The sequence below is a fragment of the Cohnella mopanensis genome (assembly GCF_022352055.1).
Classification (GTDB): Bacteria; Bacillota; Bacilli; order Paenibacillales; family Paenibacillaceae; genus Cohnella; species Cohnella mopanensis.
Window position 1 is genome coordinate 554,632 of sequence record NZ_JAKRWM010000002.1, and the last position, 23,446, is coordinate 578,077.

General features: G+C 50.5%; 18 protein-coding genes. 14 read left to right on the forward strand and 4 right to left on the reverse strand.

Annotation, left to right across the window (positions count from 1 at the left end; genetic code table 11):
* Window positions 1-29: 29 nt before the first annotated feature.
* The 4 genes from L3D05_RS06665 (at window position 30) to yajC (ending at window position 4,890) form a co-directional block, all read left to right on the forward strand.
* Entirely contained in the window at window positions 30-2,153 is a 2,124-nt protein-coding gene (locus L3D05_RS06665) for a SpoIID/LytB domain-containing protein (protein WP_239615223.1), read from the forward strand.
* 3 nt (window positions 2,154-2,156) lie between these two features.
* A complete protein-coding gene (queA, locus tag L3D05_RS06670) occupies window positions 2,157-3,224 on the forward strand; it encodes a tRNA preQ1(34) S-adenosylmethionine ribosyltransferase-isomerase QueA (RefSeq protein WP_239615224.1) in 1,068 nt (355 codons plus the stop codon).
* Window positions 3,225-3,427: 203 nt separating this feature from the next.
* Window positions 3,428-4,561, forward strand: coding sequence for a tRNA guanosine(34) transglycosylase Tgt (tgt, locus tag L3D05_RS06675; protein ID WP_239615225.1), 1,134 nt, complete (start codon window positions 3,428-3,430; stop codon window positions 4,559-4,561).
* Window positions 4,562-4,578: 17 nt separating this feature from the next.
* Window positions 4,579-4,890 carry a preprotein translocase subunit YajC gene (gene yajC, locus L3D05_RS06680; RefSeq protein WP_239615226.1) on the forward strand — a complete coding sequence of 104 codons (312 nt, stop codon included), beginning with the start codon at window positions 4,579-4,581 and terminating at the stop codon, window positions 4,888-4,890.
* A 65-nt stretch (window positions 4,891-4,955) separates the two neighbouring features.
* Here the strand turns inward: yajC and L3D05_RS06685 are convergent, their stop codons facing one another.
* Window positions 4,956-5,813 (reverse strand): phosphatase PAP2 family protein, encoded by an 858-nt coding sequence (locus L3D05_RS06685; RefSeq protein ID WP_239615227.1) that lies wholly within the window; start codon window positions 5,811-5,813, stop codon window positions 4,956-4,958.
* Window positions 5,814-5,885: 72 nt separating this feature from the next.
* Window positions 5,886-6,293 carry a TIGR04086 family membrane protein gene (locus L3D05_RS06690; protein ID WP_239615228.1) on the reverse strand — a complete coding sequence of 136 codons (408 nt, stop codon included), beginning with the start codon at window positions 6,291-6,293 and terminating at the stop codon, window positions 5,886-5,888.
* Window positions 6,294-6,479: 186 nt separating this feature from the next.
* On the opposite strand from L3D05_RS06690, the gene L3D05_RS06695 reads away from it, so the two are divergent.
* A complete protein-coding gene (locus tag L3D05_RS06695) occupies window positions 6,480-7,208 on the forward strand; it encodes a YetF domain-containing protein (RefSeq protein WP_239615229.1) in 729 nt (242 codons plus the stop codon).
* A 5-nt stretch (window positions 7,209-7,213) separates the two neighbouring features.
* Here L3D05_RS06695 and spoVB read toward each other — a convergent pair whose 3' ends face one another.
* Window positions 7,214-8,794, reverse strand: coding sequence for a stage V sporulation protein B (spoVB, locus tag L3D05_RS06700; RefSeq protein WP_239615357.1), 1,581 nt, complete (start codon window positions 8,792-8,794; stop codon window positions 7,214-7,216).
* 157 nt (window positions 8,795-8,951) lie between these two features.
* On the opposite strand from spoVB, the gene L3D05_RS06705 reads away from it, so the two are divergent.
* The 9 genes from L3D05_RS06705 to L3D05_RS06745 all read left to right on the forward strand — a co-directional run bounded on the left by L3D05_RS06705 (window position 8,952) and on the right by L3D05_RS06745 (window position 18,759).
* On the forward strand, window positions 8,952-9,257 hold the full coding sequence (locus tag L3D05_RS06705) for a post-transcriptional regulator (protein WP_369417955.1): 306 nt from the start codon (window positions 8,952-8,954) through the stop codon (window positions 9,255-9,257).
* A gap of 119 nt (window positions 9,258-9,376) precedes the next feature.
* Entirely contained in the window at window positions 9,377-10,651 is a 1,275-nt protein-coding gene (gene secD / locus L3D05_RS06710) for a protein translocase subunit SecD (RefSeq protein ID WP_239615230.1), read from the forward strand.
* Window positions 10,641-11,549, forward strand: a complete 909-nt coding sequence (gene secF, locus L3D05_RS06715) for a protein translocase subunit SecF (RefSeq protein WP_239615231.1) — start codon at window positions 10,641-10,643, stop codon at window positions 11,547-11,549. The genes secD and secF overlap by 11 nt, the downstream gene beginning before the upstream one ends.
* 29 nt (window positions 11,550-11,578) lie before the next feature.
* Window positions 11,579-12,514, forward strand: coding sequence for a cation diffusion facilitator family transporter (locus L3D05_RS06720; protein ID WP_239615359.1), 936 nt, complete (start codon window positions 11,579-11,581; stop codon window positions 12,512-12,514).
* A 71-nt stretch (window positions 12,515-12,585) separates the two neighbouring features.
* Entirely contained in the window at window positions 12,586-15,009 is a 2,424-nt protein-coding gene (gene recJ, locus L3D05_RS06725; protein ID WP_239615232.1) for a single-stranded-DNA-specific exonuclease RecJ, read from the forward strand.
* Between the two features lie 128 nt (window positions 15,010-15,137).
* Entirely contained in the window at window positions 15,138-15,650 is a 513-nt protein-coding gene (locus tag L3D05_RS06730) for an adenine phosphoribosyltransferase (protein ID WP_239615233.1), read from the forward strand.
* A gap of 194 nt (window positions 15,651-15,844) precedes the next feature.
* Window positions 15,845-18,037 (forward strand): RelA/SpoT family protein, encoded by a 2,193-nt coding sequence (locus L3D05_RS06735; RefSeq protein ID WP_239615360.1) that lies wholly within the window; start codon window positions 15,845-15,847, stop codon window positions 18,035-18,037.
* Between the two features lie 29 nt (window positions 18,038-18,066).
* Window positions 18,067-18,513, forward strand: coding sequence for a D-aminoacyl-tRNA deacylase (dtd, locus tag L3D05_RS06740; protein ID WP_239615234.1), 447 nt, complete (start codon window positions 18,067-18,069; stop codon window positions 18,511-18,513).
* Window positions 18,514-18,576: 63 nt separating this feature from the next.
* Window positions 18,577-18,759, forward strand: a complete 183-nt coding sequence (locus L3D05_RS06745) for a hypothetical protein (protein WP_239615235.1) — start codon at window positions 18,577-18,579, stop codon at window positions 18,757-18,759.
* A gap of 85 nt (window positions 18,760-18,844) precedes the next feature.
* Here L3D05_RS06745 and L3D05_RS06750 read toward each other — a convergent pair whose 3' ends face one another.
* Window positions 18,845-23,260, reverse strand: a complete 4,416-nt coding sequence (locus L3D05_RS06750) for a carbohydrate binding domain-containing protein (RefSeq protein ID WP_239615236.1) — start codon at window positions 23,258-23,260, stop codon at window positions 18,845-18,847.
* Window positions 23,261-23,446 lie beyond the last annotated feature (186 nt).

A 23,446-nucleotide genomic window follows, 5' to 3' on the forward strand; every position in this document is an offset into this window, starting at 1 on the left:
GCTGAACCTATACGACGGAGGAGAATTCGATGATCCCCATGAATAAGCGGACTTATGTTCGATTACTACTCACGTTCCTGCTACTCGTAACCATGGTTTCAAGCACGGTTCCCTATTCTGCTAAAGCAGCTATTAAAACGCCTGACACTATTCGCGTTGCTTTTTTCCTTAATGTAAACTCGTTCAAATCGATTACTCCGGTGGCCACGTTACAATCGGCCGGCGGTTTGAACCTAAGCTTAAGCGATTCCTTGTCCAGCTATCCGCTCTCGACTGCTCCTGCCGGGCAAGCGGTAAGATTCGGTATGGACGGATATCGTGCGTTGCTAGTTGAGACCGAGGACTTCAACTCGGCGAACGCCGTGCTGAAGAAAGTACAAGCATCATCGAATGCGGTATTTGTTACCCAACTGTTCAAATCCGGTAAAACGGTTTATCAAGTGTCGGAAGGAGCCTATGCGAGCGTTGCTGAAGCTTCCACGGCTCTGGCTAAGTGGACGAAAGCGGGAGCTGCCGCGGGTGTACAATCATCGATCACTGCCCGGGTTGCTGGCCCGATGGCTTTGGAAACCGGACCCTATGCCGGCATAACGGAAGCGCAATCGGCCGCGAGCCAGATCGGAAATGCCGGCTTGGATGCCTTCGTAGCGGTAAAGCCCCAGAATGGAATTCTGAGCTATATCGTGCGCATCGGGCAGGAAGTGGACGCGACGTCGGTTGCAGCCTTACAGCAGACGGCAACGAAGGCTACAGGCGGCGCTAATGTTCGCGTGCCGGATGCGAGCGAGCCCTACGTTACGATTCGCAACGATATGACCTTCAACGGAAACGCCAATATCGCGGTACCTTTCTATTCCATTCCCGTCGGCGGCGGTCCCGTCTTGCGGGCTGACCCTATCGGCGACGGGGGAATTCAACTGATCGAACGCAGCAAGAGAACGTATCGCGGCAGCATGGAGATGAGCGTGCTCAACAAGTCTCTTGCCGTAGTCAACGAAGTGAATTTCGAGCAGTACCTTTATTCCGTGGTAGGCACCGAAGTGATGTCGAGTTGGCCGCTTGAAGTACAGAAAGCGCAAGCTGTTGCTGCACGTTCTTATGCACTCTTTTCCGGAACGGGCTATCAGATCGCGAATGTCGTGGATACGACGCTCAGCCAGGCTTATTTCGGAATCAGCTCGGAGAATGCGAATGCCATAGCGGGCGTGACAGCGACGACGGGGGAAGTGCTGACTTCCGGCGGCAAAGTCATTAACGCGGTTTTCTCGGCGAATTCCGGCGGTATTACCGCCGATAACAACATTGAGATATGGGGAGGAGACAACTCTTATCTTGCAGCAGGTGTTGTGAGCCCTGATGACGGGCCGCAGAAAGGCAAGCTGGATTGGTATTATGTCGCGCTTCCGTCCGGTCAAGTCGGTTATATCCGTTCCGATCTCGTGACGGATAGCGGACAGACTCATGCTAGCGGGGCCAAATATTTGAAAGTAAACGGAGAAGGAACGGCCGTCCGTTCTAGACCACAGGTTGTTTCGACGATTGAGCCGATTGCTAGAGTCGGAACGGGAGCGCTTGTCGTGCAACTGGATAAAGTGCCCGAATATACGGATTATAGCTGGATTGAAGCGCCAATGGACCCTGAGCAGTTGTTGGCCTCTTTGAATAAACGGGCGAAAACGCCGATAACCGGACCGTTGCTTACATTGGAAGTTTCCAAGATAGGGCCTTCCGGACGAGCAACCGAAATAAAGGCAAACGGAGTTGTCGTGAATGTCGGGGTAGGGGACAATTTGCGCGGCGCACTAAACGGATTGAAGAGCACTTTATTCTCGGTGGAAGAAACCGGACGTTTCACCATTGCGAACGGCGATGGCGCAAAAAGAGAGATACCTGGGAGCAGCGGAACGCTTCAAGTGATCGGAAGCGATGGGCAGATACGTGCTATTCAGGGCGAAAACCTTTATATTATGGATGGCAACGGTAGCCTGCGAGCCGCGACGACAACGCCAAAATTTGTTTTCTCAGGCAAAGGTTACGGGCATGGCCTAGGCATGTCCCAATGGGGAGCCAAAGGGCTTGCCGAGCAAGGGTATGACTACCAATATATCCTGCAATACTACTACAAGAATGTAACGATCGAAAAGGATGCTTAAACGATGAACGTTAGCGATTACGATTTTGAATTACCGGAGTCACTGATTGCCCAGACTCCGCTTCTGGAGCGGACTTCTTCCCGCCTTCTCGTCCTCGATCGGAACAATGGACAGATCGAGCACCGTACCTTCACCGATTTGGCGGAATTTTTGCAGCCTGGAGATACGCTCGTGTTGAACGATACGAGGGTACTTCCGGCACGGCTATTCGGAATCAAAGCGGATACAGGAGCTAAAGTCGAGTTGCTGTTGCTTAAACGGATAGAAGGGGATCGCTGGGAGACGTTAGTTCGGCCAGGCAAGAAGATTCACAAGGGTGCAAAGCTAGTCTTCGGTCTTCCGGCGGAGGACGGAGAGGATGGACGGAATAATGAGCCTTTGCTCTCCGCGATCGTCGAAGAAGAAGGCGAGATGGGGGCCCGTACGATCCGTTTTGAATACGACGGAATTTTTAACGAGCTGTTGGACCGTCTAGGTCAGATGCCGCTCCCTCCTTATATTAAAGAGAGACTATCCGATCGGGAACGTTATCAGACCGTATACTCGCGCAATGAGGGCTCTGCCGCTGCACCTACGGCGGGACTGCATTTCACGGATTCGTTCTTGAATCGTTTACAGGAGACCGGAATCAAGCTATGCCCGATAACGTTACACGTGGGCCTTGGTACCTTCCGGCCCGTATCGGTGGACAAGATCGAAGAGCACGAGATGCACGCGGAATGGTATTCCGTGAGCGAAGAGAGTGCGCGATTGTTGAACGAGGCTAAAAATAGCGGCGGGAGAATCGTCGCTGTCGGAACGACTTCGGCTCGAACATTAGAGACGATCGGGCAGCGCTTCAAAAGTAGTCCGATCGAAGCGTGCAACGGTTGGACGGATATTTTCATCTATCCGGGTTATACGTTCACGCTCGTAAATGCGCTATTGACGAACTTTCATCTTCCGAAGTCTACGCTTGTGATGCTCGTCAGCGCGTTAGCCGGCCGCGACAACGTTTTGAACGCCTACCATGAAGCCATTAAGCAGGAATATCGCTTCTTCAGCTTCGGCGACGCAATGTTTATTAAGTAATCTCTAAATTAAAATAACCGAGGGAACCGAAGAGGAGGGAGGAAAAGGGTAGGTACGGAGAGTTTACGTCAGCCTTTAAAATCGGAGTTGTATCCTAAGCGATTATTCAAAACAACTTTGATTTTAACAGCTGCGGAGTATCTACCCTTTTCTGCACGACGAGTGTCGGTATCCATCCTCCCCGCGAAAGGACCACCCCAATAATGGCAGTTAAATACGAACTTATTAAAACCTGTGCCCAAACCGGCGCAAGACTCGGCAGATTACACACGCCGCATGGCGTCATCGACACGCCCACCTTCATGCCCGTTGGCACGCAGGCATCTGTCAAAGGCATGAGCCCAGAAGAACTGAAGACGCTTGGAGCGCAAATTATTCTAAGCAATACGTATCACCTCTTCCTTCGTCCAGGGCATGAGCTCGTGAAAGAAGCGGGCGGATTGCATAAGTTCATGAATTGGGATCGCCCGATTCTGACGGATAGCGGCGGATTCCAAGTGTTCTCCTTAAGCGAGATGCGTAAAATCACCGAAGAGGGCGTTGAATTCCGTTCCCACATTAACGGCGATAAGCTGTCTTTGACGCCGGAAAGCGCTACGCACGTTCAGAATGCGCTCGGAGCGGATATTATGATGGCTTTCGATGAATGCCCGCCTTATCCCGCAGAGTACGAATACGTGAAGCAGTCAACAGAACGGACGAGCCGATGGGCCGAAAGGTGCCTTAAAGCGCATGGCCGGCCACATGACCAAGCTCTGTTCGGCATCGTTCAAGGCGGCATGCACAAAGATTTGCGCAAACAGAGCGCTCTAGATTTGACTTCCCTTGATTTTCCGGGGTATGCTATGGGTGGACTGAGTGTGGGAGAGCCCAAACCGCTCATGTACGAAATGTTGGAAGAGACCATACATTTGCTACCTAGTAATAAGCCCCGCTATTTGATGGGGGTCGGCTCGCCGGATGCTTTGCTTGATGGCAGCATTCGCGGAGTGGACATGTTTGATTGCGTTCTGCCTACGCGCATTGCACGCAATGGAACGTTAATGACTAGCCAAGGCCGAATGGTCGTCCGTAACGCCAAGTACAGCAGCGATTTCGGTCCATTGGATCCGGAATGTACCTGTTATGCATGCCAGAACTATTCCCGAGCTTATATTCGACACTTGATTAAGGCAGACGAGATGTTCGGGCTCCGATTGACGACCATACATAACTTGCATTTCTTGGTGCAACTCATGAGTCAAGTTCGAGAGGCGATCCGGGAAGACAGGTTGGGAACGTTCCGAGACCAATTTTTCGAGAAATACGGCATGGCAAACAACGATAGCGGTTTCTAAGAGAGGGGGGAATACAAATGTGGTTAGCGGAAACAAGCAGTGGCGGCGGTAATCTTCTGTACACGCTGGCACCCTTCATACTGATGTTTGCTATTTTTTATTTCCTGCTGATTCGTCCGCAGCAAAAGAAACAAAAGCAACGCGGCTCCATGCTGAACGCCTTGAAGAAAGGCGATAAAGTTACGACAGTAGGCGGACTCCACGGAACGATCTCGGAAATTTCCGACGATACCGTAGTTCTTAAAGTGAACGACGTAACGAAGTTGACGTTCGATCGTTCTTCGATCAACAACGTATCGTCTAGATCGGAAGAGAAGAGCGAAGCGTAAGACTAATTATGAAATTAGAAAAGCCATTCCGCTTGGAGCGATCCAAGAAGGAATGGCTTTTTTCGTTAGGAGCCGACAGGCCCTGATGTTTCGATCTTGGCTTTGGCGCGAACGCTTAGATTAGAAAGCGAACGGTTTTCCGCCCATTCCCCTACCTTGATTCCAACGTAGGCCGAGAACACGGCGAGAGCAACCCCCGCAACCATATCCGTAAACCAATGAATGCCTAAGTAAAAAATCGAGAACAGGATTATGATCGCATTCACCCAAGCAAAGATCGCCCAACGACGAATACCGGATTTGCTGGCTAACAAGGCAAGCGTAACGGAAATAGAAGTATGTAGGCTAGGGAAACAATTATTCAAGCCCGATAACGAACGATATTCGCGTTCGAACGTCGGAAACACATCGAGTATGAGAAATCGAACGTTGGAATGCACGAACCACACTTCGTTAACGGGTACGAATAGGTAAAAGGGAACGGCAAGGAAATAATTAAGCAACAGTGCGATACAAAAAGCATAATAAAGCTTCATGTTCTGATGGTGGGTATAGATGGCGACAGACGCGATCATGACCGCCTGAAAGACGACTAAGTAGAATATCGCGCAAATAGCGGTAAGCGCAGTGGATTGCAAATGCGTCTGCAACCATGCCGGCCAATCGCCTTCCCATCCGCTAAGCTCTGGGGTAAGGTCGTAAGGAACATTTAGCCATTCCTCTAACTGTAATTCATGTTTATTAAGAAACATGATCGCGATTACCGCGACGAAAAAGAGTAAATATTTGCGAGAAACGACCAGTGACTTAAGGAATGTCCATGCGGCTGCGAAAGGTTGTTTTCCCGTTCCGAAAGCAATGAGGACACTGACTGCGATGACTGTGCTAATAGATATAGCAGACATGCTATGGAACAAAATCATGATGCGCCCCCTGTATAGCCCTGATAAAGCAATCTCCGACTTATTATATCATAGATCAGAGCGATACACTCATCAGCGGGCTTTTGAGCTTGCGTTCACCCCAAGCATTCCGCCGAATGCTCCCGCTAAGCAAGTGACCAAGAGCAGAATAGGGACAGCCGTAGTCCAATTCGCATCGGTAGCAAGAAAACTGATCATAAGGAGCAATAAGGTATAGAGTAAGCCGTTTGCCATTCCGAAATACCAGCCTCGCCGTCCGGAGCGTTTGGCCGAGACGAATCCGCCCGCTAGCGACGCGCAACCATGTACGCCAAATACCCAAGGCAGCATATTGGATTCGCTAAGAGATGAACCCATCAGGAATAAAGACAAGACGATCGCTCCAACAGCTAGCCAAATTCCCGACCAGTATAAGCCGGATGCAACCGGTGACGCGTTGCGTAATCCAATGAAACGGGAAAGTGAATTCAGAAAAATCACTCCTTCAAGGAATATTCGTTTGTATCAGCTTATGGCGAAGCCAGCCCGCATAGTACAGGCTTGTGATTACCATATTTTCCGCATGAACGGAGGGAATGAGCGTAAAGTTACACGGTGACACTAGAAGTCCAAGCTAATGATTCGATGGCCGTTGCAGTTGACCTAGTGAACGATCGGAGGGAGAACATGGAACTGGCAGGAATTTTGCTTAGAACATTGTTCATGTATTTCTTCATCTTCTTGATCATGAGATTAATGGGGAAGCGCGAAATCGGTAAGCTTTCCGTATTCGACTTGGTCATCTCCATTATGATCGCGGAAATTGCCGTTATCGTAATCGAATCGACCGACAAATCCATGGTCAACGCGATTGCGCCGATCCTGCTTCTTGTTTTGGTCCAGATCGGCTTGGCTTTCTTCTCATTGAAGAGCAGAAAACTGCGGATTCTATTTGATGGCAAACCGAGCGTGATCATCCGAAACGGGCGTTTGAATCGCAAGGAAATGCACAAGCAGAGATACAATCTTGACGATTTGATGCTCCAGCTGCGGGAAAACCAAGTGACCGATATTGAAACCGTTGAAATTGCCGTGTTGGAATCCACGGGTAAATTATCGGTTATCACCAAAGAGGAAATGGGATCATCGGAAGGAAGCGCCGAACAAGCCGAAGCAGGCCATTCCTCAGAACCTCGAGAGTATAAGAAAACGGACAGCTCTCCGAAGATTAGGTACGAACTGCTGCCGATGGCGCTAATTCTTGACGGTCAAGTGCAGGATGATAATTTGGAGAAATTAGGAAAGACGCGGTTCTGGTTAAAAAACGAACTGCAAAATTACGATGTGGATAGTTTTAAGAATGTGTACTTTTGCAGCATGGACCATAAAGGGAAAATTTACGTAGACAAAAAGTAAATCAATTACGATTGTCTAGGGAGGAAAAATCGCAAAAATCGTCCAATAATCGGTACGCGCGCTGCATCATGCCGATCGATCAGCTTGAGCAGGATAAGCAAGAGTAAATAAATGACGATCGCAACGAAGCAGGATAGACCAAGGTTTAAGCTGCTATGGGTAAGCCAATTAAAGTTCCAAATCCACAACGCGGCTGCGCTCATCACGATCATGGCGATAGTAACCTTGAGAAAATCGAGAGGCTGCATTCGGAATCCGGTTAATCGCGATACGCTTATCCAGTGCAGAAGGGTAACAAGTACCATGTTCACGCCGATGGCGATTACGGCTCCGATAATTCCGAAACGGGGATCCGTAGCCAATTGAGCGATTAGGACTAGTTTGACGGAAGCTCCAGCGAATGTATTGAACAAGGCGGTCCCAGGGCGATTCAAAGCCTGAAGAGCAGCCTGCAAAGGAGCCTGCATGTACAGGAATATCGCGAGCGGAGCTATCCAGCGCAGCATGTCGGCCATGGAATCGTCGCCATATAGCAATGTACAGATAGGTCCGGCCATCAAGCCAAGCAGAACTACGAAAGGCGCGCCCGTTACGATGGCTAATCTCATCGATTGATGAAGCCGAATATGAATCGTTGCCCAATCGCCCCTCGAAGCCGCTTCCGACAACGAAGGAACGAGAGAGACGGCGAGCGAATAAGTCAGTGCTCCCGGCAATAAGAGCAAAGGTATGACCATCCCCTGCAAGGCGCCATATTGAGCGGTTGCCCCCGCGGCGGCAACTCCCGCGATCGTTAGGCTTCTCACGGTGAGAATCGATTCGAACAAATAGGACAACGAGCCGATCATTTTACTCCCGGTTACCGGGATAGCCGTATGTAAAATACCCCTCAAAGTATTTTTGCCTCTAGCTAATTCGGCTTCAGTTTGTTCAGCTTGCGGCTCCGACGGTTTTTTGCGTTCCCGAACGAATTGAATCCACAACACGACCAATCCCGCAAATTCCCCCGCAACCATTCCAAGAACACCGCCAGCTGCGGCCATCTCTAAGCCATATGGCAAGAAAAGCCAAGCAAACAATAACGTGAGAACGATTCGGAAGATCGTTTCCGAAGTTTGGGACAACGCAGTAGGAATCATGTTCTGTTTACCTTGAAAATAACCGCGCCACACAGAGGATACGGCAACAAGCGGGAGAATGGGAATCATCACCAGAAAGGCGGTATGGACTCTGGAATCCGTCATAATCCGGTTGGAAATGAAATCGGATAAAATAAAACAAACGGCTGCAGCGATTAAACTAAGCGTTAGCGCCAGAGCGACAGAAACGCGCAATATCCGGCGAACGGCAAAAGGGTCACGCCTAGAATCCGCTTCCGCGACCATCTTGGCAACGGCAAGAGGGATACCTCCGGCAATTAAAGTCAGCAATACAATCGTAAACGGGTACACGAGCTGTATAAGCCCGACGCCTTCCGCGCCTATCATACGCGGCAATACGATACGGGGGACAAACCCGAGAATTCGGTTTAAGAGTCCAGCAGCGAGCAAGATCATGGCTCCCTGAATAAAGGTTTGTTTACGCAAGCTCAATGGAATCCCTCTTCCCTCGAATGGGTTAGTCCATATGTATGCTGGGTTTGTCCATCTTCATGCCATTGGCAGGAATTTAGACTTGCGCATCGAAAGTATTAAGAGCATCATTGGAACGTTGCACACTCACCAGCCGGGAGGGAGTTCACACGTGGAAGAGTACAAGGAAGAGTTGCCGAGCCGTAAGCAAAGCGTGACGGATGAAGAGCCAAAAATGAGCGACAACGAGATGAACGAAACGATTGAACAGCTCTGTCAGAGCAAAGCTGAGGAGTTTCATTTAATCGGATATGATCAGGTGACCGGAGCCGATGTGTGGGAATGCGTGAGCGACAAATACCACAAAAAAGGAACTCCGCCGTTATATGAAGTCGTTAACGACATTTTATCTCTTAAAGTAACGCAGTTCATGAACTTCATTACTTTAAGCATGTATAGAGGAGAAATCCGTAAATAATAAGATCTTGAGGATCGAAGGATGGCCTTCCCCAAGTCGGGAAGGCTTTCTTTTTGACTTCCTTTTCATCGCGTAGGTATAATAGGAACATTGAGAATCGAAAGGGGATCGCACCAGAAATGAAACGAATAGTAGCATTCGTGCTCGTAGTTCTCGTTGGATTCGGGATTATGGGAGCTTTCACGCCCGGATTGTTGAACGCAACGAAGCTGGGGCTCGACTTGAAAGGCGGAGTAGAAATTCTGTACGAAGCGTCACCGCTAACGGAAGGTGGCGTCATTACGACGGAATCTCTGAATCGAACGGCGAAAAGCCTGGAAGATCGCGCGAATAAATCAGGCGTCGCCGAACCCGAAGTTACGACAGAGGGTAAAAAACGAATTCGTCTGAAAATCGCGATTTCGACAGGGACCACCGACCAAGAACGCGATGAAGCGATTCAGAAAATTCGCGATCTTATGAAACGTCCCGCCGAATTGCAATTCCGTAGCTCGGTCGGTTGCACGGACGGTTCCTATTGCAACGTGGAACTGTATGGTTCGGATTTTAAAGAGGGCGCCGCTAAAGTCGAAATGGGCGATCTGAACTCCTATGTGGTTAACATCGTCGTTAAAGACAAGAAAAAGCTAGCGGACGTTTCCTCTAAGTTGGTCGGGAAAAACTTAGCGATCTACCTAGACGATGTACTCCAATCGGCTCCGGTAGTCCAAACGGCGCTGACCAATGGAACGGCCGTCATCACAGGCCAAGATTCGCGCAAAGAAGCGCAAGAGTTGGCGGATATTATCAACCTGGGTGCATTGCCGCTTAAAATAACAGAAAAATATACGCAAAGCGTCGGCGCGACATTAGGGAAACAATCGTTGCATGATACGTTGTTCGCAGGCGGTCTTGCCTCCGTATTAATCTTGTTGTTCATGCTGATCTTGTACCGATTGCCGGGCATCGTGGCGAGCATTTGTCTCATTGTATTCGTATGGATATTGCTTGGCGTGTTCTATTTGATGAATGCGACGCTTACCCTTCCGGGTATTGCGGCCTTCGTTCTTGGGATCGGGATCGCCGTCGACTCTAACATCATTACGGCGGAACGGATCAAGGACGAACTTCGCAGCGGCAAAACGATAGCGTCCTCTCTTCGCGCGGGAGCGAAAAACAGCTTCCGGACGATTATCGACGCGCATATTACGACTTTGATCGCGGCAGGGGTTCTTTATTTCATGGGCCACGGTATCGTCAAAAGCTTTGCGATCGTACTCATCGCGAGTATTATCGTTAACATTCTCACGAACGTGTTCCTTCCGCGTTACTTGCTAAATCTATTGATCAAAAGCGGTCGGGTTAACAAGCCGTCGTATTACAGCGTGAAGGAGGACGAAATCAATGCGCTCTAAACGCTCATTCGACTTTGTTAAATCAAGCCGCAAGTTCTTAATCGTTTCCGCGATCATTACGCTTCTCGGCATCGTGGCCGTCAGTATTTTCGGTATGAATTACGGCATTGATTTCAGTTCGGGTACATCGATTGACATCTCGACCAAGAAAGCCGTCGACGAAAGCAAGCTGAGAATTTTCTTGGACGAGCAGAAGCTCGGGGATTATAGCCTGACCATGGCGGAGAATCGGGATTCTATCCGGTTCAAGCAAGCTCTTAACGAGCAGCAGGAGAAAGATTTGAAAGCGGCATTCACCGCGCAAGTCGATCCTAGCGCTTCTTACGAGGTCAATATCGTAGACGTAGACATCGCGCGCGAACAACAGAAAAGCGCGCTTATCGGAATGGCCGTCGCTTGTTTAGGAATCGTACTCTACGTGAGCATGCGTTTCGAATGGCGATTTGCGGTTGCCGCGGTAACCTCGCTTGTATATACTGCCTTCTTCGTCATTTCGGTCTTCTCGATATTCCGTCTGGAAGTGAACTTGCCTTTCATCTTGGCGGTGCTGACCATTATCGGTTACGCGATTAACGATACGGTCGTTATCTTCGACCGAATACGCGAAAATCTGCGGTTCGCCAAGCTGAAAACCCATGCGGATCTAGACACATTGGTTAACGACAGCATCTGGCAAACTCTAGCTCGTTCCATTAACACGGTCATCACCGTTTTGTTCGCGGCCGGTTGCCTATTCATTTTCGGAAGCGAGTCGATTAAACTGTTCTCGTTAGCCATGATCTTAGGATTGGTGTGCGGAGCTTATTCTTCCATCTTCATTGCCAGCCAGCTCTGGTTGTACTTGCGTAAGAAGCAACCGCTCAAGAAAATGGCGATTAAACCGCAAAGCACGCCTTAAGCAACAGGAAAGGAGTGGTTCTAGTGGCTATGGAACAACGCTCCGTCACTGCGGAACACGGCTCACTGGTGTCCCTATGGGGACTGCTCGGCTTGTTTATCGTGAAGGGTACGGTCGGATGGATAACGGGAAGCAAAGCTTTATTAGCGGACGCTTGCCAGTCTGCCGCCGACTGCGCCTGTACTTTTACATCTTATCTCGGTATACGTAAAGCTAGAATAGATCCGAATGCATCCAGCTCTTCGCGTCCGCAACCGGAATCCGTGGCCGCGATTGTCTTATCCGCGGTACTTCTAGTCGCCGGTATTGAGATTGGGATTTCATCGGTTCGCTCCGTCGCGAATGGAGTCGATGAAGCACCGGGCGTCGGTGCCGTAATCGTCATTGCGGTAGGGATCGGCGTAAGAGAAGGACTTGTCCGTTATAAGCGAAGCCGTGACAACCGTTGCGGAATTCGAGGCGACCGTGCAGGGGACAATCGTTCTGATATCTTCGCTTCCTTGACCGCATTGGTCGGGACGTCGGGGGCAGTCGTTGGGGGTCTCTACAATATGCCGTTCCTGTATGTTCTCGATCCGGCCGCGGGGCTCGTCATCTCCGTATTTATCCTTCGGATGGGGTACCGAATGACTACGGGCGTTCTTCGGGCATCCGATCGTTACGTCATCGACGACGCCGATGCGCAGACGTTGCTCGAAGCCGTCCAAAGGGTAGACGGCGTCGTAGCCGTGGACGAAGTCAAAGCGAGAGAGCAAGGGCATTATATCGTGCTAGATGTTATCATTCGCGTTAATCCGAGAATCAGCGTGTTCGAAGGTCAAGACGTTGCGCAACGTGTGCGTCGCCAACTGACCAAACGGTTCATCCATATCATGGACGTTAGCGTGAAGGTGCAGCCTTACGATCCGGGTTTTCCGTATAAATCTAATCATCATGAAGATGAGCTTGCATCGTTATTGCAATAATCACGTCAAATTCAATCCGCCGTCCTCGTGCCGGCGGATTTGTTCTTTTAAGCAAGCAGGGAGGGACAAAGGTGTTAAAGTCCAAATATAGATGGGATCTTCCGTCGTTGGATGAAGGGCAAGTGGATAAGCTTGCGAAGGAATGGAAGGTTAGCCGCATCGTTGCCGGCGTGTTAGCGGGCAGGGGGTGGACGTCCACGGACAGCGCATCGGCATTTCTTCATCCGGAGGTTGACGCGCTTCATGACCCTTTTATGATGAAAGGAATGTCCGCGGCGGTGGAACGCATCGCTCAAGCGGTGCGCGAGGGCGAGCACATTCGTGTGTACGGCGATTACGATGCCGACGGAGTGACCTCTACCGCGCTGATGAGTCGGTTATTAACCGAACTTGGAGCAAGCTTCGATACTTATATCCCGCACAGAAGCCGAGAAGGGTATGGTCTTAACATCGGTGCGATAGACAAAGCTGCGGAAGCCGGCGTTAAGCTGCTCCTGACCGTCGACAATGGGATAAGCGCGGTAGAGCAAATAGCCTATGCTGCGCAAAGAGGAATAGACGTTGTCGTTACCGATCATCACGAACCTCCGGAGAAGCTGCCCGAAGCGATCGCTCTCGTTAACCCGAAGCAGCAGGATTGTCCTTATCCGTTCAAGGGATTATGCGGCGCGGGCGTCGTATTTAAGCTAGCGCATGCCATGCTTGGCCGTCCAATGATGGAGTACGCTGATCTGGCGGCTATCGGCACGATCGCGGATTTAATGCCTCTCACCGGCGAGAATCGGATTATTGCCCGTCTTGGATTGGATTTGATGCGCCGCCAACCGACTGCGGGCATCCGCGCTCTTGCTAAAGTGTCCGGCTGTAAACCAGAGGAACTATCGAGCGGACGTATCGGATTTTCCTTGGCTCCTCGACTAAATGCAGGGGGACGGCTTGAGCATGCGGACAGCGCGCTAATGCTCCTAAGGGCGACCAGCGAAGAAGAGGCAGAGCCCCTAGCGTTGGAGCTGGATCGGTTAAATGGGGAGCGCCAAGCTTTGGTCGACAAGACCTTTAGCGAAGCGGATGAATTGTGGCAGGGCAAATGCGCTGCCGATGAAGGCAAGGCAAGGAACGTGATCGTGCTTGCTGAGGAAGGCTGGAATGCAGGCATTGCCGGCTTAGTCGCATCGAAGCTAGTGGAACGATATTACCGTCCTGCAATCGTGCTGGCCGTCGATGCGGACACCGGCTTGTGCAAAGGCTCGGCGCGTTCAATAGAAGGCTTTGACTTATTTGCGGCTTTGACGGAAAACGCGGGTCTGATGGAGCATTATGGCGGACACCAAGCGGCAGCGGGCATGACCATTTCCCGGGAAAAGATCGATCAACTCGCCGATAGGCTGCATGACTTGGCGGAGCAATGGTTAAACGCGGAAGATTGGCAGCCTAAACGGCGGGTCGATCTAAGCATTGCTTTATCCGATGTCACCTTGGAGGCCGTAGAACAGCTCGCTAGCTTGGAACCATTCGGTAACGGCAATCCGACTCCTCGTATCGTCATTCGGGACGTGAGCATTCGGGAAAGCCGGACGATGGGGAAGGAAGATAAACATCTGCGATTGACCGTTCAACAGGCGAACCAGGCGGTTGAAGCGGTTGCGTTCGGCCTGGGGGCGCAGCGAGAAAGATTGGCTCCAGGGACGCAAATCGATCTGCTAGGCGAGCTGTCTATTAACGAATGGAACGGAAACCGCAAAGTGCAGGTCATGCTTCAAGATTACCGATCGGATCGGTTATTGCTGAAGGATAGAAGGAAAGATCGAGACGTATGGAACGAGCTCGGGAAACTGCTTATGGATCAAACCGCTGGAATAGCTATAGGCTGCGGTTCCATAGAACTAAATAAGATGGCAATGTCCAAATTCGGCCATTTGGGAATTCCCATCGGTTTATATTCGGACGCAGCAGTCGATAAGGTTGCCGCAATGCAATCTGCCTCCGCAACTAATTCGATTAACGAATGGCGTCATTTGATTGCTTTGGGGTTACCGAAAAGCGATCAAGAAGTAAGGACGCTTAAAGATTGGTTAGCTCCGGAGAGAGGATTAGAGTGCGTGACTGTGTTCTCGGATGTGGAGCTCCAGCATGCGGGCAGTGCAAAGACGGCATTATTCCCTGACCGTAAACAATTCGGCGAAGTGTATGCGGCCTGCCGGAGTAAAGGGGCTTGGCTGGACAGCCCTGACGGTTTTCTTCTGGAAACGGCGTCGCGGACGGGATGGCCGTTGTCGACCGTACGTATGATGCACGAGGTGTTCATTGAGCTCGGTTTTATAAGCGCGGATGGAGCCTCGCGGAAATTCGTCACCGACCCGCCGCGTAGAGAACTTGAGGAGTCCGCACGTTACCGCAAAGCTCGAGAGTATGCGGCAGGGTTAAGTTTATCGGAAATGTCGACCGATGAGTTGCAAACGTGGTTCTCGGAATGCCACTGCGGATCTGGAAGCTAACCCCCGTAATCGATCTCAAGGACGATCTCTCTAGCCAAAGGGTAGGTATAAAGTGTATAATGCTGTTCGTGATCCCATTGACCTATCGTCAGCATTCGTGTTATTTACAATAAAGGAGTTTGATTAACTTGAATTTTAAAGATTACATTCGGGTCATTCCTGATTTCCCGCAACCGGGCATTCGATTTAAAGATATTACGACATTGCTGAAAGACGGTCCGGCCTACCGGGCGGCTATAGACGCTATGAAAGAACTCGTGAAAGATAAACAAATCGACCTGATCGCAGGTCCGGAAGCTCGCGGTTTCGTTATCGGCGCTCCGCTTGCGCTCGCGCTTGGCGTTGGTTTCGTGCCTATCCGCAAAAGCGGCAAATTGCCGGGAAATACGGTCGAAGCGGCTTACGATCTGGAATACGGCAAAGATCGGTTAGCGATCCACAGCGATTCCATCCAACCTGGGCAAAAAGTACTCATCGCCGACGATCTGCTCGCTACGGGAGGAACGATCGCCACATCGATCGATTTGATAACGCAACTCGGAGGCGAAATCGTCGGAGCAGCCTTTTTGATCGAGCTTGGTTACTTAAGCGGCCGCGACAAGCTGGCTGGCATCGATGTCGCGTCACTGATCACTTATTAATCGGATTATTTTACTCATCTAGACATTCCTATGGCCTACCGGCTTCTTGGGGTGTCTTTTTTTCAATATACTCCCATCTTAAGTCTTAAGTCCTTCGTACCAAGGTTGACGTTTTACGTCGCTTAGAGGCATAATGATAGCAATAACTTCAGGGGAAACTCCCGGTGTTTGGCGCCGGTAGAAAGGAATATAGCATGGGCATGGAGCTGCTTCTCGAGAAAGCCACTACTTATATGAAAGAGCAAGATTTGCAGAAAATCCGGGAAGCTTACGAATTTGCCGAAGAGGCGCATCGCGGCCAAGTCCGTAAATCCGGCGAACCTTATATTCTGCATCCCGTGGCGGTTGCCGAAATATGCATGGGAATGCAAATGGACGTCGTAACCGTAATGGCGGCGTTGCTTCATGACGTAGTCGAAGATACGAACGTGACGCTTGAGGATCTTCGCAACCGTTTCGGCGAGACGATGGCGGGTCTAGTCGATGGCTTAACTAAGTTGGAACGGATTCAATTTCAATCCAAGGAAGAGCAGCAGAACGAAAATTATCGTAAAATGTTCGTTGCGATGGCGAACGATATTCGGGTCATTCTGATCAAGCTCGCCGATCGTCTGCACAATATGCGCACGCTCAAGTTTCAGTCGGAAGAAAGCCAACGCCGGATCGCTCACGAAACGTTGGAAATTTTCTGTCCGATCGCTCACAGGCTCGGGATCAGCTCGATTAAATGGGAGATGGAGGATATCGCTCTTCGTTTCCTGAACCCGCAGCAGTATTACCGGATCGCCCATCTGATGAAGATGAAACGGACGGAACGCGAGCAGCACATTACCGAGCTTATCGAACGCATTCGCGAGAAGCTGGAGGAAATGGGCATTCAAGGCGACATCTCCGGACGTCCTAAACATATTTATAGCGTTTATAAGAAAATGTCTTCTCGTAACAAGCAATTTAATGAGATTTATGATTTGCTCGCCATCCGTATTCTGGTCGATAACGTGAAGGATTGTTATGCGACTCTCGGGATCATCCATACGTTATGGAAACCGATGCCCGGCCGCTTCAAAGATTATATAGCGATGCCTAAGGCGAACATGTACCAATCGCTGCACACGACGATCATCGGTTCGACGGGCGAACCTACGGAAGTGCAAATCCGAACGTGGGATATGCACCGAACAAGCGAGATCGGAATCGCGGCCCACTGGGCGTACAAGGATGGAAACTCCGCGGGCGTCGCACCGGGTAGCTTCGGCGATAAAATGAATTGGTTCCGCGAGATCATCGAGCTGCAACAAGAAACCCGCGATGCGGCGGAATTCATGGAATCGCTCAAGATGGACTTCTTTACCGATCTTGTATTCGTATTTACGCCTAAAGGCGAAGTGTTCGAGCTGCCGGCTGGTTCCGTGCCGCTTGATTTTGCTTATCGCGTTCATACGGAAGTCGGTAACCGTACGATCGGTGCCAAGGTGAACGGCCGTATCGTGCCCCTTGACCATAAGCTGAAGACGGGCGACATCGTCGAGATCCTCACCTCCAAGCACTCTTATGGCCCAAGCCAAGATTGGCTAAAGGTTGCACAGTCTTCTCATGCGCGGAGCAAAATTAGGCAATGGTTCAAGAAGGAGCAACGGGAAGAGAGCGTCGATAAAGGGCGCGAGCTTCTGGAGCGCGAGTTGAAGCGGTTAGGTCTGGAGCCGCATGAATGGATGACCGACGAGAAGCTTCAGGAAGCCGCTAAGAAGTTTACGTTTAACGACATGGAAGATATGATGTCTGCGATCGGATTCGGCGGCATTACCGCTCCTCAAGTGTGCACGAAGCTGACGGAGAAAATGCGCAAGGAAGCGGAAGAAGCGCAGCAGATTCAATTGACGACGGAAGTTAAGGAAATGAAGGCGCCCGCATCGGCAACGGAGAAGCGGCGTCCTACCCACGGCGTAAGCGTCAAAGGAGTAGACAATCTGCTCGTTCGGTTTGCCCGTTGTTGTAACCCGGTACCGGGAGACGACATTATCGGTTATATTACGCGCGGTCGCGGCGTATCGGTGCATCGGACGGATTGCCCGAATATTCCGACGGGAGATGACGGGGAAGAGGCAGCTCGCGTTATCGAGGTGGATTGGGAATCCGCCGTCGAGTCGAATTACAGCGTAGAGATCGAGATTCTCGGCCACGATCGTCGTGGATTGTTGAACGAGGTATTGCAGGCCGTCTCGGAGAGCAAGACGAACATCTCCGCGGTATCCGGCCGTTCCGATAAGAACAAAATGGCGATTATGCACATGACGATCCTTATCCGCAATAAGGATCATTTACAGTCGGTCGTCGATAAGATCAAACGAGTCAAAGATATTTTTTCCGTGCAGCGTATGATGCAATAATTGGACAACAAGAACGGAGGAAGCAGGAAATGAAAGTCGTTTTGCAGCGGGTATCCGAAGCTAAGGTAACCGTAGAGGGAGAAGTTGTCGGTCAGATCGGGGCCGGATTGATGCTCCTAGTCGGAGTCGGACAAGAGGATACGGAGCAGGATTTGGTCTGGATGGCGGACAAGCTTGCAGGATTAAGAATTTTCGAAGACGAAGCCGGTAAAATGAACCTGTCGGTCGAGGACGTGAACGGCGCGATCCTATCCGTGTCCCAGTTCACGTTATATGGGGATTGCCGCAAAGGGAAGCGCCCTAACTTCATGGGAGCGGCCCGGCCTGAGCTTGCGGAATCGCTGTACGAGCAGTTCAACGAGCGGTTGCGGGCCAGAGGATTGCAGGTGGAAACCGGGCGGTTCGGCGCGATGATGGACGTATCTTTAGTGAACGATGGTCCGGTGACGTTGATTCTGGATAGCCGGAACGGTTGAAAATAACGCAATGAGGAAACACTACATCTCAAATCCTTATACGGAGTTGAGAGGAGTGTTGATGTGAGGCAATCGCGTAAGGAAGCGAACCTGGAATGGATGATGCGGGAAGGCTTAATGCCGGAACGCAGGGAAGCGATGGCTCTGTCGAGCCAAATTCGCGAGGAATTCGGAAGCGAGCTAGGCGCTAGTTCGCCTGCGGGAGCTATGAATGGAAGACGTCATCCCCCGGGTGGTCGAGGATAATATATTTGGTCATGGCAAAGAAAAATCCCCTCCGGTACGGAGGCTCTGAGAGCCTCTGATGCAGGAGGGGATTTCGATTTTTTACTTACGGTTTCTCGGATAATGAAATGTTATCCAACCAGATGCTATGCGTTTGGAACTGGTCACCCGGAACGTTGTTGCTGCCTAGCAGAAAGTTCAGTTTGGCATTCTGATCGGTATCGCCGCTCACCGTAAATTCGAACGTAAAATTTTTAGCGGTTGAGGTCAAAGCTACAGGTTGCGCGGACAGATGATTGCCCGCGCTGCCTTTCTCCAATTGGACCAAGACGCTCTTATTAATCGAAGAGCTAGCATCGAACGAGAGAACGTAAGTTTTGCCTGCGACGAGCTTAAGGCCATTTTGGAACACCTGCGTAGACCATTGGAACCATCCATCGTAGTTCGGGAAGTCGACTTTCAGTTTCTGGGAATCCACGGTGAACACCGTTGTTTCCGCCCCATCGTTCACATAGGTTTTCCAATTATCCATGTTTGCATCGAACGTCCCATTTAAGAGGGCATGCCCCTCTAACGAAGGCAAAGTCACTTCGACTAAGCTGATGTTGTCGAAATAGATGTCGTGAGGCGTGCCAATCGCGTCGTCTATCCGGCCTAGCAGGAAATTGACGTGAGCGCCGGAATCCGTCGCCGCATTTGAAGTGAAGGTATAGCTGTAAGTTTGGGGAGTATCCTTCAATGCGACAGTACGTGCTTCCATATATTTGGTATAATCCCCGCCTTTATGTTCGACGACGACCTGTATGTTACGGGCGATGCTGGAACGGGCATCGAAGGTCAAGCGATAGCTTTTGTTCTGTTCGATCGTCACGTTCTCGTAATCCACTTGCGCATTCCAAGAGTCCGGGCCGCTCTGATTAAGGCTCGCTTTCATCGAACCGTTATCTCCGTATACGGCTCCCGATACTCCTCCGTCTTGATAGAAGAAATTCGTCCATCCCTCTGTATTCGCATCGAAAGTACCGTTAGACAACTTATTGTTTGTGCTGATCGCTCCTTTCGGTTCGAACACGACGTTATCAATGAACACGTCATGAGTTCCAAGCGCGCCGTCTCCGGCTATTTTGCCAAGCAGGAATTTCAAGTCGACTTCTTCGCTGCCCGATTTCATGAACTCGTATTTGTAGCGGGTTTTCTCCGTCGTCAAATCTACGGTTTTACTAAAAGACGGTTGATAGGATGCATTCTCGATAACGGCTTGCATTTTTCGATTCGTTGTCGCGTAAGCATCGAATTCGAAGAGGTACGAAATGCCGTTCGTAGCGCTTAGGCCTTCTTGAAGGAACAGGGTACTCCACGGATTAGCCCCGGTAGCACTGATCGATAGCTTGGCTTGGGATAGCTCAGGAGAAGCAGTTAGGCTTGCACCGTCATTGCCGACAATTCTCCAACCTGCAAGTCCGCTGTCGAATTGACCGTTTAACAGCGGGAATTTCACTGCGGTAGGATCGAGATAAATGCTAGTTCTTACAAGCTTAATGTTATCCCATTTCAGCGAACCTTCCGAACCGCCTAAGTTGAATACGATTTGGGCATCCGCGGTCGTCGCTCCGTTCATCGTGAAGGACATCGATTTATTTTCTTCGACGCCCGACATGTTCAGCGGTTGCTCTGCGTAGATTTCTCTGCCGTCCTTGCTTACGAATTGAACGTTAACTTGCCGCGGCGTATTCGCTTTTCCGACCAACGTGAGTTGATATTGTTGGCCGCTAATGAGGGATAAGCCTTTTTGAACCCATTGAACTTGATTGGAAGATGACCCTCCGTTTGAGATGTTCAAATTGAGCTTGCGCTCGGTTGCGTCTACGGAGGCCGTTGCTTGGGCTCCTCCCGAAGTCAACAAGTGCCAATAGGATAGGCGATTCGGCTCTCCTTGGTCGAAAGTACCGTTATAAATATGGTTGCCCTCCGGTCCGAACGGCGTTTTGGGCAAGTCGTGCTCGAATGGAATATTATCGACCTCGACTAGCTTCACGTTGCCAAACCAGACGGGATGCGTGTTTGTACCCATATTAAATTCGATCCTAGCGGCGATATCCGAATCCTGTTTCATCTGGAAAGACATCTGATAGGATTTGAAATCAGCGGTTAACGGTACGGATAGTGATGGAGAGTACGCCGTAAATCCTCTCGTTTCGCCGCCTGTTAACTTAACGTTCATCGTCCGCGAAGAGTCGGTCTTGGCGTCGAAGCTAAGCTTGTAGAACCGCCCTTTCGCTAAGGAGACGAGCGATTGCGGCTGAATCGAATAAGGGTTGCCTCCGCCGTTAGAGATATTGACTTTAGCATAGTTTCGTCCGTTGATCGGCTCGATCACGACATCCGCTGACGCTCTTCCCGGTTCTTGAAAGAGGTGCCAATGCGCCGTACCGTCCACGTTCATTCCTTCATCGCCAGGTATCGTCTGTGTAAAGGCGGCATTATAAACCAAATCGTTGTCCGGAGCCTGGGGCAGTTTCGAACCAGGCAGGTAGTTTTCTTTGGCATAGGTTGGGGGCGTCGGCTGGTTATAGTCTCTTCCCGTTAATTTGTAATAGCGAACGTAATCAATTTCCATCGTCTGCGGGAATGCGGTATCCGGGGTCGGATCCCCGTCGAAATTGCCTCCTACGGCCAAATTCATGATCAGATGGAACGGCTGATCGAATGGCGCAGGATAGGAATTGATGTCGGGTTGGTTCGCGCTTTGGCTGTACCAATCTTTCTGGCTGGAGTAGAGCTGTCCGTCCACGTACCAGCGAATTTCGTTAGGTTCCCATTCGATAGCGTACGTATGGAATTGTTGCGTCGTACTGTTCGTGAACTTATGTTCTTTGCCGCTGCTCGTATTTCCGGGAGAAGTTTGCCCGTAATGGATCGTTCCCGCTACCGTATCGGGCCGGCTGCCCCAAGTTTCCATAATATCGATTTCCCCTGAAGCCGCCCATACGCCGTAGGCATTGTTCTCCGGCAGCAACCAGATGGCCGGCCACAATCCTTTGCCAGCAGGGGTTTTGGCGCGAATTTCGAATTTTCCGTATGTCCTGCTGAACAATCCCTTTGTTTTAATTCGCGTCGAAGTATAATGGAAACCCTCATATTCTTCTTTTTTTGCCGTAATGACGAGATTGCCGTTCTCTTCCTTCACGTTGTCCGGTCGCGAAGTATAGTACTGCAGCTCGTTATTTCCCCAGCCCGGATTGTTGGCTGTAGCTCCGTTCGAGACGTCGAATGTCCATTTGGCGGGATCGATCGTTTGATCATTGAATTCGTCGCTCCAGTCTAAGGTCCATAGATTGGAAACGGGCGATCCGCCGCCACCGCCACCACCACCACCGCCGCCACCGCTGGAAGTAACGCCAGAGTTGATTCCCGTGGAAACACCCGATGGCAAAGCTTTGCCGTTCAGTCGTACTTCTGAAGCTTTGTTATCGAACCGTTCGATCTTTCCTTTGTTTTCAATAGTCGAATCGTTAGCATGTTCGGTGATGATGATTTGTTTCACCGCTGCGCCCTCCGCGATAATAATGTGGGCAAGACTGTCTACGACGAGCACGTCGACCGTTCCAGTGATGATGACGCGCACCGGTCCGCTATTCTTATTGACGACAAGAGTCGTCAATCGAGAATCTTCAATGGTGACGCTATGGTCTCCGCCGCCTTGAACGAAAGTAGTCCCTTTGACGGTAACATTGCTTAATTTCGCGTCCCCTTCGCCGATTCCGGGCGTTAAGTACAAATTTTTGTCCACAATCGCGTTGTTCAGCACGATATCGGATCGGTTAATGATTACGTTCCCGTTGACGGACTGGACGGTAGTCGTGCCAGCTTTGTTCACGTACAATCCGGTTATCCGGTCTAGCAACGCGGCGAGCTCTGCGCGGCTTATCGTCTTGCCGGGCTTGAACGTTCCGTCGACGAAGCCATTGAAATAGCCCCCCTCCGCGAGTGCGGTGATGGCATCGATCTTCGGTTGTTCCAGCCCTTTTAGATCGGGGAATGTTTTAGAAGTTTTGCCGGTTTCGGCCGTGAAATGAAAAATTTTGGACAAGGCCAGCGCAACGTCGCCCCGGTTAATAGGGACGTTAGGCCGAGCCGATCGTTCTTGATCGAGAGACAAATAGCCCGCCTCGACGGCTTTGGAGATTTCCGTATTCGCCCAGGAGCTTGCGGCCTTGTCCTTGATCATAGTTGTGGATAAGGCACTGAAGCCGAACAAACGGTTGATCATTGTCGCGAACTCGACGCGTGTGATCGATTGATCGGGCCGAATCGTTCCGTCGGAATACCCGGACAAAACTCCGTAATCCTTGAGATGGCCAATCGCCGCAGCAGCCCAGTGGTTGGCAGGCAGATCCTTGTACGATTTGTTTGCGCCGTCTGTCGGTGCAGCCGCATAAGAGCAGTTCAACACGATGGAGAAGAGTAACAAATAAATTCCGATCGAGGACAAGCTTTTCTTGATTAGTTCTTTGCGTCTCATAAACATAATCCCTTCTTTCCAGATAATGTTTTCGCGCGGAAGAAAACCAACAAGTTTGTTGAAAATGCTCGAAATGTAAGCGGTTACCGAACCGACGAAATGAAAATGTCCTACGTGGGACATTTAGGGATAGTATAAACCTCATTTCACAGAAATTCAATGCGGATTTTGAGCGGTGGTCCATCG